Here is a 13369-nt window from a genome sequence, read left to right as displayed (position 1 = left end):
GTAATAGAGTAATAGAGGGAGAAATTGTTTCAACCTGTGTAATATTAGTCAATAATACTTATGGCATTAATCCTTTGAAATGTTTCGAGAAAGTTGGAGACTGCGCATTGGAGAAACTGAAGTTGGAAAGCGCTGATATCGTTCAGAAAAACATTGAGATAATCGGGTCATTGTTTCCAAATGTTATAACCGAAGCAAGAGATGAGAAGGGAAATTTTAGAAAAAGAATCAACTTTGAATTACTTAAGCAGGAGCTTTCAGCAGATATTATTGCCGGAGAAGAATCCTATGAGTTTACTTGGGTTGGAAAAAGAGCAGCCATTGTCGAAGCCAATAAGCCAATTAGGAAGACTCTTCGTCCCTGTGTAGAGGAGAGCAAAGAATGGGAAACTACCGGTAACCTGTATATTGAAGGGGACAATCTTGAAGTTTTAAAGCTGCTGCAGGAAAGTTATTTAAATTGCATTAAGGTGATTTATATTGATCCGCCTTATAATACGGGAAAAGATTTCATCTATAATGATGACTTTAAAATCAACAGAAATCAATATAAAGAGAGAATCTCTGTGTATGATAATGAAGGTAAGAGATTGTTCCGGAACACTGAAACCAATGGAAGATTTCATAGTGATTGGTGCAGCATGATTTATCCGCGTCTTCGGTTAGCGCGTAGTTTGCTAAAGGACGATGGAGTCATGTTTATTAGCATCAGTGACCAAGAGATAGATAATTTGAAAAAAATATGTAATGAAGTATTTGGTGAAGAGAATTTTTTAGCTGATATTATATGGAACTCTACTAAATCTGTGACCAACACAGCGATAATTTCAGTTTCTCATACCCATAATCTGGTTTACTTTAAATCCCTGGACTATTTTGTCAAACATCGAGAACGTTTCAGATTTCCCGAAGATGGGGAGGGCTTTGATAATCCCGACAATGACCCTCGAGGCAAGTGGAAGGCAGACCCTTTTCAGGTCGGTGGCTGGAGACCTAATCAACAATACGAAATTGTTAATCCCAATACCGGTGTTGTTTATAAACCCAAGGCTAATTGCAGTTGGAAAAATGACTATCAAAAGTTTCAGGAATTACTTAAGGATCAGAGAATAATATTTGGCAAAACCGGTGAAGGTGGTCCGCAAAGAAAGCGTTATATTTGGGAAGCAGAACCAAGGGGAAAGGTTGCGAAGACTATCTGGGATGATATTGAGGCCACAACGAACGGAACCCAGTTAATTAAGAAACTATTTGATGGCTTAAATGTCTTTGATAATCCCAAGCCCGTAGAATTAGTAAAACGATTTCTGCAATTAGCAACTGATCCAGATGAAAACTCTCCTATTATTCTGGACTTTTTTTCAGGTTCGGCTACAACCGCCCATGCCGTTATGGAACTAAATAGCGAAGATAAGGGAAACCGTAAGTTTATTATGGTTCAATTACAGGAGCCTTGTGATAAAAATAGTGTAGCTTTTCAGGCTGGGTTTAAAAACATCTGTGAAATTGGCAAAGAACGACTACGCCGGGTCGGGGAAAAACTAGTAGCTGATAAGAGTGATAATGAAGGGGTCAACAGACAAGACATAGGGTTTAGGGTCTTAAAGCTGGACAGCACAAATATGAACGACGTATATTATGCTGCTAGTGATTATCATCAATCAATGCTTTCAGAATTAAAGCCGAATATTAAAAAAGACAGAACGGATTTGGATTTGCTTTATGGCATTATTCTTGATTGTGGCTTACCTTTATCCCTTAGTCATAGAAGTGAAACGATAGAAGGGGTTACTGTGCATTTTATCGATGACGGTTTTCTGGCAGCTTGTTTCGAAGACCATATCTCTGAAACGGTTATACGAGAAATAGCAAAGCAGAACCCTCAGAGAGCAGTGTTTAGAGATAGCTGCTTTGCTGGCAGTGCAGCTAAAATTAACGCCGAAGCAATCTTTAAGCTACAGGCCCCTGATACAAGCATTAAAGTCATATAGGGGAGGGCAGACTTTGAAGCTTAAGTTTACGTATCAAAAATTTCAAGCAGATGCGGCAGCGGCAGTTTGCGGAGTTTTTGCCGGCCAACCTAATTTTGCTTTAATTCCAATAGCCACGGGGTTGAGTTCTTCGGGATATGCCAACCAAAAGCTTTTGATTTCGGATGACCTGATAAAGTCTAATCTTCAGAGACTGCAAAGAAGAAATCGATTAGAACCATCATCAAAGTTAGATGGAAGATATAATCTAACCATTGAGATGGAGACAGGTGTAGGTAAAACCTACACCTATATTAAGACTCTGTTTGAACTGAATAAGCATTACGGCTGGAGCAAGTTTATCATTATCGTTCCCTCTGTGGCAATCCGTGAGGGTGTTTATAAGTCTCTTGATATTACGAAAGACCATTTTGCCGAAGACTATGGAAAAAGGATTCGCTACTTTGTGTATAATTCCAAGGACTTGGCTAAAATAGCTCAGTTTGCCTATGACAGTGGGATCAACGTTATGATTATAAACTCGCAAGCCTTTAATTCCCGCGGAAAAGATGCCAGACGTATTTATATGAATCTGGATAGTTTTCGCTCACGCAGGCCCATTGAGGTTCTGGCAGCGACCAATCCAATACTCATTATCGATGAACCTCAGTCGGTGGAAGGAATAGCCACGAAAGAGCGGCTTAAAGAATTTAATCCCTTATTAACACTGCGTTATTCAGCAACACATAAAAAAAATTCTCTCTACAACCTGGTGTACCGACTCGATGCTTTGGAAGCCTATAATAGGCAACTAGTGAAAAAAATTGCTGTCAAGGGAATATCAATTACTGGAACTACAGCCACAGAGGGCTATTTGTATTTTGAGAAAATTAATTTGTATGATGATCGTCCTCCAACGGCAGCTTTTGAGTTTGAAGTGAAGAGCAGGAATAGTGTACGAACGGTAAGAAGAATGATTGAAGAAAGGTATGATTTTTATACTCATTCTGGTGGGTTGGAGGAATATAGGGGGTATATTGTTTCTAAAATCGACGGTTTAAATAATACCGTAGAATTTACGAATGGTGTTGTCATAGCGGCCGGGGATATTTTCGGTTCAGTTAATGAAGAACAGATACGTCGGATTCAAATCAGAGAAACGATTAAATCACATTTAGAACGAGAACATCAATTACATCGCAGTGGTATAAAAGTTTTATCGCTTTTCTTTATCGACGAGGTCGCAAACTATAAACGATATGATGAAACCGGAAAAGCATTTAACGGTAACTATGCAGATATTTTTGAAGAGGAATATCGGGAAACGCTTAAAGAATGGGAATTAATTTGTAGGGACTATGATTACCTTCAATTTCTCAAGGAAATAAATCCTGACAAAACACATGCTGGTTATTTCTCCATTGATAAACGAAATAAACGAATGACTAACAGTAAAATCGGTGATAGGAAATCGTTAATTTCCGATGATGAAGGCGCCTACAATTTAATCATGAGGGATAAAGAAAGACTCTTAGATTTCAAAGAGCCGGTGCGCTTTATTTTTTCCCACTCGGCCCTGCGCGAAGGATGGGATAATCCTAACGTTTTTCAGATATGTACACTCAAGCGGAGCTCCTCAGATATAAGGAAACGCCAAGAGATAGGCCGGGGTCTTCGCCTCTGTGTCAACAACTATGGCGAGAGAATGGACGCTAATGTCCTCGGCAGTGATGTCCATAACGTCAATGTCTTAACGATAATTGCCAATGAGAGCTATGACAGCTTTGCTAAACATCTTCAGTTAGAGCTTGCAGAGTCTATTGCTGACGGTACAATTTACGATCCTCAAGTAATGGCACCTGAGAATGCGCGAAGTAACAGTACCAGCATGAAACTTCATAAACAAACTGCTGAGATGAGGACTTTAAATACTTTTTGGAAAAAAATAAGAGCCAAGTTGTCTAATGGGGTTAAATTTGATAATGGTGAATTGATCCAAAAGTCAATTCAGTCTTTAGATAGGGACCTCAGTGTACCTCGGATTTTCTTTAAGATCGAGTATGGTGACATGGATACCATTAAATCAAAAGGAACTCTGCATAGGGGGCAGGCCATTGAAAAAACCGCAGGCAGAACAGAAAAGGTCCATTCTGCTGTTAGCATGACCGTCAAGTACGACTTAATCGGGAAGATCGTTGAGGCAACCGGTTTAACGCGAAATGATGTGTGCTGCATTCTACAAGGTATAACCATTGAAACGTTCGAGCAGTTCCATATCAATCCGGAGGAATTTATTCTCAAAGCCTCTGATCTTATTAACCAACAAAAAGCAGCCGTGATTATTAAACATATTGACTATCATAAACGAGATGTGGTTTACAATGAATAGCCTTAATAATTTAGTTTCAAAATGCCAAGGTTTTAGCGTAGTTGGTTTTATCCATCGTTATCCAGACTTTATCCAGACTTTATCCAGACAGCTCAAGGTCTGAATTTTATTTTTAACAAAATGCAATATATAGTTTACATATAGAATGATATATTATATAATATGCAATGTGGAGGCGATGGAGGATTGAAGAATCTTAAATTGAAGTCTGCTAGGGCAAGACTGGATATGTCTCAAGAGCAATTAGCCGAAGCTGTTGGTGTTACGAGACAGACAATCGGGATGATTGAGGCTGGGAAGTTTAATCCATCATTACAGTTGTGTATTGCTATTTGTAAAGTACTAGGTAAAACATTAAATGATATTTTTTGGGAGGAAGAATCATGAGAGATGAGAGAATTGAACAAGCAAAAAATAAAATAAGAAGTGAACTAGCTGTTATTATATATGTAGGTATAGCTATATCGTTTGCAGTCAAAACGTTGCTCTTTAAGATGAACCTGCAGGAATGCCTTACAGAATATTTAATTTTGATATTTTTCCCGGTCTATGAACTCTTACGCATGAATATGATGAAGGTTAGTACCTATAGTGTTTACCCTAAGTATAGGCATAAACAATTAAAGACCTTGATTATATTAGTCATAGCATTTTTTGTAGTTGCTGCAGTTTCTGTCTTTTCTTCGACGAAACAGTCAACCGTGAATCTTTCACAAAGCTCAATAGTTTTCTTATTGATATTTTTAGTTCTGTTTATCGGCGGTTTTTTTCTGGCAACAAAATATCATCAAAGCAGAGCTTATAAATATGAAAAAGAATTTGATGATAACGGACCTGAAGAATGAGCATATCATAGAAAGAGTAAGAGTCGGGATAAGAGCAAGAATCAAGAATATTGTATGCATGTATAAGAAACATTTACTTAATGTATACAATTGGGTAAGATGCTAAATAGAAAAGGTTTAATGAATATTGTCAAAGCAAAGGTGCTTTGAGAGAAATTTCTCTCCAAGCACCTTTTTTATTCAGTTTTTAAGACCCCCACTTCTATAGTAAACACAATTAATAAAAGGGTTCGGCAGCAACTTGAGTAAAATTAAGAAAAGTTGAGGTGATCACGATGAAAAAAATAGAAGCAATTATTCGTCCCGAGAAACTCGATGATGTAAAAGAAGCACTCAGTAAGAATTGGATTGATCGCCTCACGAATAGTCATGTTTTTGGAAGCGGTAAGCAACAAGGTTATATTAAAGTTTACAGGAATGTAGAGTTTGATGCATATTTTATTCCTAAAATGAAAGTTGAGGTTGTCGTTAAAGACGAAGACGTTGAAAAGGTTGTGAAAATAATTACTGAAATGAGCAGAACAGGTATGATCGGTGATGGCAAAATATTAATAGCTACAGTTGAAAATGCTGTGGGAATCAGAACCGGTGGCAGGGGAGAAAGAGGACTATGATCTACTATGATCTAAGGTTAAGATTGTAGTCGCAGTGAAATTATATTGAGCGGTCATGCACTAGGAAGATGCAAAAGGGTAAGAACTTTAAGGAGGATAAATCAATAAATAATCGAAATCTTATAATTGGAGTCGATAGAGTCTCTTAGAACCAAAATTCCTAGACGGAGGTACCAATGATGAAAATTACCGATATTAAGATTGGCCACATCTCCATTCCTTTGAAAAGGCCTTTTAAAACAGCTCTAAGAGAAGTGAAGAGCGTAGAAGATGTTGTTGTAAAAGTAATAACCGATACAGGACATATAGGTTATGGAGAAGCACCGCCAACGGGAGTAATAACAGGGGATACTACGGGAGCGATCATTGGAGCTATAGAAGATCATATAAAAAAACATTTAATTGGTTTGGATATCAATAATTTTGAAGAAATTATGCTTAATTTGGATAAAGCAATAGTGAAAAATACTAGTGCTAAGGCAGCAATAGATATTGCGCTCTATGATCTTTATGGACAATTGTATAATGCTCCTCTTTACAGGCTTTTAGGAGGCTATCGCAAAGAAATTACTACCGATATTACAATCAGTGTCAATACTCCGGAAGAAATGGCAGAGGATAGCAGGGCGGCTATTGAAGAAGGCTATAAGACCTTAAAAATAAAAGTGGGAAAAGATGCAAATTTGGATATCCAACGGATGAAGGCAATCCGTGAAGCAGCAGGATTTGCTGTAAACCTTAGAATTGATGCGAATCAAGGATGGGGTGCAAAAGAGGCGATATATACATTAAGAAAAATGGAAGATGCAGGCTTGAATATTGAGTTGGTGGAACAGCCTGTGCCTGCTCATGATTTTGAAGGGCTTAAACTTGTTACAGATCATGTATCCATTCCTGTACTTGCAGATGAAAGCGTATTTTCACCTATGGATGCTTTAAAAATAATTCAAATGCGAGCGGCAGATCTCGTAAATATTAAACTAATGAAAACAGGAGGTATTCATAATGCCTTAAAGATTTGTTCATTAGCTGAAATATACGGAGTGGAATGTATGATTGGCTGTATGTTAGAAAGCAAAATAAGTGTTACGGCTGCGGTACATTTAGCATTGGCAAAACGTATTATTACTAAAGTTGATCTTGATGGTCCTGTTTTATGTAAAGAAGACCCTATAGAAGGAGGCGCAGTGTTTAACAACCATAAAATAACCATAGAAGATGTCCCGGGTCTTGGATTTAAAAAAATTCATGGAGTCGATTATCATTAGAATTCATATCATCTTCTCACATGGTAATACCTAATCCCTCGCGTTAAAACTTGAAGTAGTAAAAGAAGATGATTTTCTATAGAATTTGTTATTTTGATATTTTACGAAGGGTTTGTAAAGCCATTTGGTACATTTGGCATGTATACAAAATTATTCCAATAATAGTATTGTTATTAATTATATTCTTGTGCTAGTATATTACACATAAGGTTTAAAGTCATTCTGACTTGAAACTAACTTAGGATGTGTAAAGCAAAGGCGCTTTGATCTACTCATAAGAGTATCAAGGCGCCTTTTAATTAAAAGGATATTATTAGCAGGGTTATATAAAAAGTTAGCGAATATATTTAGTTTTAATAGTCAGAATAAACTGTAAATATATAAGCCTGGGTTGTACCTTTCATACGTTGTTATTGGTAATTCGGTCGTTATAGTTTAACTTAAGCCAAGAGAGGAAAAGAACCAGGCATAGAGGAGGTGAGTCAGAAAAAAACAGTATATGCAAACAATTAACTTTGAAAAGGATGATAACTATGAACGATTTGATTAACTCGGTTGATTCATTTGTGTGGGGGCCATTTACTATTGTACTTTTGGTGGGAACCGGTATTCTAATTACTTTATTAGTACGTGCTATTCAAATACGTAAATTTGGATATGCGTGGAAATTACTTTCCGGCAAATATGATAACCCTAAAGACGAAGGTGAAATTACTCACTTTCAGGCTTTAAGTGCCGCACTTTCGGCGACAATTGGAACGGGAAATATTGCTGGCGTCGGTACGGCAATAGCTATTGGCGGTCCCGGAGCTCTATTCTGGATGTGGGTAACAGCTTTTGTCGGTATGGCAACTAAATATGCGGAAGCTTTGCTTTCCCTAAATTTTAGGAAAGTTCATAAAGATGGTAGTGTTAGTGGCGGACCCATGTATTATCTCGAAAAGGGTTTAGGTCAAAAATGGCTGGCGATGTTATTCGCATTGTTTGCGGCCATTGCCTCTTTCGGAATTGGGAATATGGTGCAAGCGAATTCCGTGGCAGAACCTGCTCTTAAATATTTTCACATTCCCAAAATAGCAACAGGGATAATTATAGCCCTGTTAGTCTTTGCGGTTATTATTGGAGGAATTAAACGTATTGGAAGCGTTGCAAGCCGTATCGTTCCTTTTATGTGTATTTTTTATGTTTTGGGTTCGCTAGTTGTTATTTTCTTACACCTCAACAGCATACCTCATGCTTTTGCAGTTATTTTCCATGATGCTTTTAGCGGTACCGCTGCAACCGGAGGATTTGCAGGATCGGTGGTAGCTCAGGCCATCCGTTTCGGTGTTGCTCGTGGGGTTTTCTCCAATGAAGCCGGCCTGGGCAGTGCACCTATTGCACATGGTGCTGCCAGAACAAAATATCCTGTTCGTGAAGGGCTTGTAGCCATGCTTGGCCCCTTCATTGACACGATTGTCGTTTGTTCAATGACTGGTTTAGTTATTGTGACAACTGGTGCCTTTACACAAGTTGATGCTGCCGGTAAAGCTTTAACGGGTGCTAACCTTACTGCTAAAGCCTTCAATCTGGGCCTTCCTGGCCCAGGAGAATATATCGTCGCTTTCGGAATCATCTTTTTTGCTCTTTCGACAATTATTAGCTGGTCTTACTATGGAGATCGTGCGGTGGAATATCTCTTAGGTTCTAAATTCGTTCTTCCGTATCGCATCCTATATTGCATTTTAATCCCGGTCGGCGCAGCAACAACATTAGAAACTATCTGGAATATATCCGACATATTCAATGCTCTGATGGCTCTTCCAAACTTGATTGGTTTAATCCTCTTAAGCGGTACGGTTGTTAAGATGACTAAAGATTATTTTAGTGATCCTAAAAAAATCACAGATACATCTAGTACCTTAGATGTGTAGTAATCAAAGGCGAAGATTACCTTTAATTAGAGACCTAATTGAAGAAAGTATTTACTATTAGGTTATTACACGTTAGATAAATGCATATATTACTGTCAAGTGATAGGAGAAAAACCTATAGTTAATAGAACTTTGAAATAAGAGTCTATTCTATAGGTTTTTTTATCCAGTTTTTAAGACCCCCACTTCTATAAGTGGGGGTGGGTCCTTCGTAACTTCAGGCGGGGTAGAGTCCTCCTTCGCCGCTAAGTATTCCTATTGGGAAAGGCGGCTCAGCAATAATGTCCACTGGACATTATTGTATCTGAAGCCCCGATGTTCAGCTTTAGCTGAACGAGTTCACTTTTCACGCCCATTAGCACTTATGAACAGTACATCAGGAAAGGGCAATTGTTACAATATAAAGGGAGATTATATAGAAAATTAGACAAATAAAGGAATTGATGTTTTGAGAGTGAACTATATAACTATATAACGATATTCTAGGATAGAGGGAAGGAAGTAATTTCATAAATTAAAAAGAACTAAATTAAGGAGGTATTAACGTGTTTATGTTTCATAGCCCTCCAGACATTATGTTTTCATTAATCCCAATTATATTCTTTGTGATTTTTTTCCTGGTCTTAGGCACCATTATTCTTGGTATTATAAAAAGTATCGGGCAATGGAGATATAATAATTCACAACCGAAATTAACTGTCTCTGCAAAAGTTATCTCGAAGAGAACTCATACGTCAAGCAGTATTCACCATGATGCCGGTGACACGGGAACGCACCATGTTGAATCAACGTCATATTATATAACCTTTGAAGTCGAAAGCGGAGACCGGATGGAATTTAGAGTTGATGGTCGTGAATACGGATTAATCGCAGATAATGACCTTGGAAAACTCAGTTTTCAAGGTACAAGATTCTTAAGTTTTGTCAGGTATAATTCTTCTCCTATAGAAAGGGATTCAGTTACCCCTTCCTTATAACATTGATGAAACTGCTGACCTTTAATATTTAGACGCCTGCTGGTGCGGTTCTTGGGAGAAACCCCGCGAGATTCAAAGTAGCAGTTACTAGAGTTTTGAAATAAAGGGGTTCATGACAAAATAAGAACATTATTTCCTCTGTACTATATTTAAATATTGTGATAATCTTGACTTGTATGAATTATTTATTATATGGTGGAAAGTGGTTGGCTTAATAGTACAAAAAACGATTCTCAGTGGCTAACGCACAATAGCACTTATGGGGAAGGTGTAAAATGAAACAACGAATTAGTACTGATCAAATCCAACAACTGACTGCGCAACAGCGAGACAAACTAAAAGAATGGTGGATGCCATCATTTGGGGATTTATTTGTTTTTGAAGACTATTGTGATGAGAATTTATTTGATACTGAAGATGAGATCAACATAAATTTTTTTAATGCGAAAATTAAACCATTCAGTCTTCCGTTACTATCAGTGGGACAGTGTTTAAGTTTATTAGCGCCATATAATCCTAAGCTTAACTTTGAAGGTAATGGTTTGTGGCATCTGGAGATACAAATCAAAAATGATCAAAAAATATTTATGGAAAAAGACCCTGTTGATGTACTTTTTAAAGCTGTAAAATTGGTTATTTCTTAAGACCATCTTACCACCTAAGGAACGGTCCTTTTTGTAAGATCCCCCTTATTCCGAGGGGGATTTTTTTACTGTCTTTCCTTATAATTTCTTTCCTATTTTCTCTCCAACTAAAACGTAACATTCATACCCCAGACTAGTTTGCCTAAGGATATCCTCGTCGATTTTAACTTTATTAGCTTCTAAAAATAAAATTACTGTTGAACCGCCAAATTTGAAATAGCCCTTTTCATCACCTCGGTTTATGGATTTCTCAGGGGTATAGGTTTGGGCAATTGAACCTACGCAGGTCGCTCCAACTTCTACATATAAAACATCACCAAAATTGTTTGAATGGAAGATACTCCATTCTCTTTTATTTTCACAAAAAAGTTTCTTGACTCTTTGAAGAGCAATTGGATTAACAGAGTAATAAGATCCCTTAATTTTTGTGGATTTTTCACAGATACCATTGTCTATAAAATGAAACCGGTGATAATCAGTAGGGCAAAGCCTTAAAATTAAACAGGTTCCATTATTGAACTTCTCAGCGATGTGATCATCTCTAATCAATTCTTTAAGACTATAGGTAAAACCTTTTACCTGAACCAATCTATTTAAGTCTATGTTTTCATAAGCGTAAAGTCTCCCATCTCCAAAGGAAATCAGCGATAGGTTGTCTTTATCGATTGGACGAGCTTGAGAATTTAATTTACGATAGAAAAAGTCATTAAATGACGAAAAATCGTTAAGCTTTTTTTTAGTCTGAGTCAAATCTATATTGAAATTGGTAACAAAAGTATTAATTTTCTTCCTGCTCATTCTCCTGTTCAAATACCAACCATAAAGGCTTGAGCATAGTCTTCTTTTTATAATTAGTTCTAAAAGACTCATACCGATGGGAGACGAGTAGGTCCAATTCAAAATATTTTCTCCAGCTACCTTTTCTATCTCATAAGATTTTTTGTTTCGATTATAATACTTAATCAAATGCATCAACTCCTAATAGAGGAAATATCCTGCACCTGAGGTCAAAGCCAGATGCAGGATCATATTTTAAAGCATTAAGGCTCGATAAGCGGCAAATACCAAATTTTATCCAATCGTAAGACTCCCATTTCTTGAAGCGGGAGTGGTTCCCATACCTTGCTTCGGTGGATAACTTGGTTTGTATTAATGCAAGTCTTAGGGTGAAACGTCGTATTTAGAAAGGGTTGGTTAAGAAATCAGCGATAGTCTTAACAGTTTTTTGTCATTGAGGATTGATATACTTTAAGTAAGCTGATTTTTCTATTGATATTCTTTTAGAGCCTGGGTATAATAGAACATAGGTTCTGCATAAACCAAATGCATGTACTGAAAGGCGGATTTGATAATGAAAGATATTTGCGCTGAGTGTATTGAGAAAAAGAATTGTATAGAACCCTGCGAAGCATGGTTAATTGCTAATAATCAGTGTCCTGTCTGCCATAATAAATTGATACATAGGGGAGGATGCACCGAGTGTATTACGGGAGATTGGGCGAAGTGTGGTTAACGTGAAAGTCGTAATGAAGCCGATTGAAATGATTGCCTGGTTTGATGTGCCGGGTATACCGCGCCCCATTCGTTTTCGGCATGATGGAGAGGTGGTCAAAGTTGAACAGATTATTAGGTTATCCGAAGAAAAACTTGCCGGAAATCGTATGAAGATTTATGAGTGTCAAAGTAATATCAACGGCCAATTAAAGAGATACGAGCTTAAATATGAATTAAATACGTGTAAATGGTTTTTATATAAGATATAAACTGATCTGAAAAGGTCCTGTATAGTTATTTAACATAGTTTACAACATTCATGTTTTTGGGAACCGGGGCTTGAGAAGGATCGGCATCATAGCCCACTGATTAGTATAACTTTTTGCCCCTTTTCTTTTCATGATTGTTTCGATAGTCTCATTCATTTTTGTCACTCCTAAAAAATTATTCATTTTCAATATCATTATAACTATACAATTCAATAAAGCAAGAAGAGCACTAGCTGAGCCTTATGTTGGCATTTGAAACTGCTTTGTGTTAGATTATTCACTATTGGTGCTAAGTCAACTCAGGAGGCATTTAGGGCCTCTTGATGTAATTGTCTGCGGCTTCCGTTAACATTTCTTTCCATGTGGGGAAATTTGTGGTGTTTGCAACATAGGAATTAATTGTTTTGTCCGGAATCGCATCATAATCTTCCTCTGTTGTTACATTAAATCCACCAGCAGAGAAAAATTCTTCGATGGATTCAAACTGAGTATAGAGTTTCATAAATTCAGGTGTACAGATTTCACTTAACGTAACAGTATTTTCCAAATCCTCATGCCTCCAATATATTTTGAGTTAAATAGCTAGTTTTATTTTGTTATTTCTCGTTAAGAGTATTATTTGAATTTTGCTATAATTTTTATACTATTACAGTAACGGCCAGGCAATTCTTGCCTGGCCGTAAAAACTATCGCAACAGTTTTCAAAAGAAATTTTTCTAAAAGACTATGCCCATTGCAATTAGTGTAAGAATAGCAATTACGACAATTGCCACACCGACCCCACATAGTATCATTAGTTGCCCCCCCTTATTACCGGTATATACCATAATATTCCTATTATGGTTTCGTGATACAAAATGAGGAGCATTCCTGTGAGTAACAAAAAATGAGCTTTGAAAAAAAGACGACCTCACGTTAAGCTTTGAGAGGATGCACTGTTGGCCAACAGAATCCAATCAAAAAATAACGGAGGTCACCCAGGTGAA

The 13369-nt window shown here is 37.2% G+C and carries 12 protein-coding genes; 10 read left to right on the top strand and 2 right to left on the bottom strand.

Features of this window, described 5'->3' with window-relative positions; genetic code table 11:
• Positions 1-107 precede the first annotated feature (107 nt).
• The 9 genes from B5Y67_RS08665 (at position 108) to B5Y67_RS08625 (ending at position 10620) form a co-directional block, all read left to right on the top strand.
• A complete protein-coding gene (locus tag B5Y67_RS08665) occupies positions 108-1991 on the top strand; it encodes a site-specific DNA-methyltransferase (protein WP_088226054.1) in 1884 nt (627 codons plus the stop codon).
• A 13-nt stretch (positions 1992-2004) separates the two neighbouring features.
• Positions 2005-4359 carry a DEAD/DEAH box helicase family protein gene (locus tag B5Y67_RS08660; RefSeq protein ID WP_088226053.1) on the top strand — a complete coding sequence of 785 codons (2355 nt, stop codon included), beginning with the start codon at positions 2005-2007 and terminating at the stop codon, positions 4357-4359.
• Between the two features lie 186 nt (positions 4360-4545).
• On the top strand, positions 4546-4746 hold the full coding sequence (locus B5Y67_RS08655; RefSeq protein WP_088226052.1) for a helix-turn-helix transcriptional regulator: 201 nt from the start codon (positions 4546-4548) through the stop codon (positions 4744-4746).
• A complete protein-coding gene (locus B5Y67_RS08650; RefSeq protein ID WP_088226051.1) occupies positions 4743-5204 on the top strand; it encodes a DUF6773 family protein in 462 nt (153 codons plus the stop codon). The genes B5Y67_RS08655 and B5Y67_RS08650 overlap by 4 nt, the downstream gene beginning before the upstream one ends.
• Before the next feature lie 275 nt (positions 5205-5479).
• Positions 5480-5818 (top strand): P-II family nitrogen regulator, encoded by a 339-nt coding sequence (locus B5Y67_RS08645; RefSeq protein ID WP_088226050.1) that lies wholly within the window; start codon positions 5480-5482, stop codon positions 5816-5818.
• A 179-nt stretch (positions 5819-5997) separates the two neighbouring features.
• On the top strand, positions 5998-7086 hold the full coding sequence (locus tag B5Y67_RS08640; RefSeq protein ID WP_088226049.1) for a dipeptide epimerase: 1089 nt from the start codon (positions 5998-6000) through the stop codon (positions 7084-7086).
• A 533-nt stretch (positions 7087-7619) separates the two neighbouring features.
• Complete coding sequence (locus tag B5Y67_RS08635; RefSeq protein WP_088226048.1) at positions 7620-8999, top strand: sodium:alanine symporter family protein; 1380 nt, start codon at positions 7620-7622, stop codon at positions 8997-8999.
• Positions 9000-9550: 551 nt separating this feature from the next.
• A complete protein-coding gene (locus tag B5Y67_RS08630) occupies positions 9551-9976 on the top strand; it encodes a DUF2500 domain-containing protein (RefSeq protein ID WP_088226114.1) in 426 nt (141 codons plus the stop codon).
• A gap of 275 nt (positions 9977-10251) precedes the next feature.
• Entirely contained in the window at positions 10252-10620 is a 369-nt protein-coding gene (locus tag B5Y67_RS08625) for a hypothetical protein (protein ID WP_088226047.1), read from the top strand.
• Positions 10621-10698: 78 nt separating this feature from the next.
• On the opposite strand, the gene B5Y67_RS08620 is transcribed toward B5Y67_RS08625, so the two are convergent.
• Positions 10699-11586: a phosphatidylserine decarboxylase gene (locus B5Y67_RS08620; protein ID WP_088226046.1), complete on the bottom strand. Its 888-nt coding sequence runs from the start codon at positions 11584-11586 to the stop codon at positions 10699-10701.
• A 548-nt stretch (positions 11587-12134) separates the two neighbouring features.
• On the opposite strand from B5Y67_RS08620, the gene B5Y67_RS08615 reads away from it, so the two are divergent.
• Positions 12135-12383: a hypothetical protein gene (locus tag B5Y67_RS08615; RefSeq protein ID WP_242975913.1), complete on the top strand. Its 249-nt coding sequence runs from the start codon at positions 12135-12137 to the stop codon at positions 12381-12383.
• Positions 12384-12693: 310 nt separating this feature from the next.
• On the opposite strand, the gene B5Y67_RS08610 is transcribed toward B5Y67_RS08615, so the two are convergent.
• Entirely contained in the window at positions 12694-12930 is a 237-nt protein-coding gene (locus tag B5Y67_RS08610; RefSeq protein WP_242975911.1) for a hypothetical protein, read from the bottom strand.
• Positions 12931-13369: the final 439 nt, after the last annotated feature.

Origin of the sequence: Desulfosporosinus sp. FKB (assembly GCF_002196705.1) — a bacterium.
GTDB lineage: Bacteria > Bacillota > Desulfitobacteriia > Desulfitobacteriales > Desulfitobacteriaceae > Desulfosporosinus.
The sequence above is the reverse complement of the archived record's forward strand: the minus strand, read 5'-3'. Positions and strand labels throughout refer to the sequence as shown.

Excerpts from the sequence above, each read along its gene's own strand:
- B5Y67_RS08650 (WP_088226051.1), top strand. The coding sequence starts at position 4,743 with ATGAGAGATGAGAGAATTGAACAAGCAAAAAATAAAATAAGAAGTGAA.
- B5Y67_RS08645 (WP_088226050.1), top strand. The coding sequence starts at position 5,480 with ATGAAAAAAATAGAAGCAATTATTCGTCCCGAGAAACTCGATGATGTA.
- B5Y67_RS08640 (WP_088226049.1), top strand. The coding sequence starts at position 5,998 with ATGAAAATTACCGATATTAAGATTGGCCACATCTCCATTCCTTTGAAA.
- B5Y67_RS08635 (WP_088226048.1), top strand. The coding sequence starts at position 7,620 with ATGAACGATTTGATTAACTCGGTTGATTCATTTGTGTGGGGGCCATTT.
- B5Y67_RS08630 (WP_088226114.1), top strand. The coding sequence starts at position 9,551 with ATGTTTCATAGCCCTCCAGACATTATGTTTTCATTAATCCCAATTATA.
- B5Y67_RS08625 (WP_088226047.1), top strand. The coding sequence starts at position 10,252 with ATGAAACAACGAATTAGTACTGATCAAATCCAACAACTGACTGCGCAA.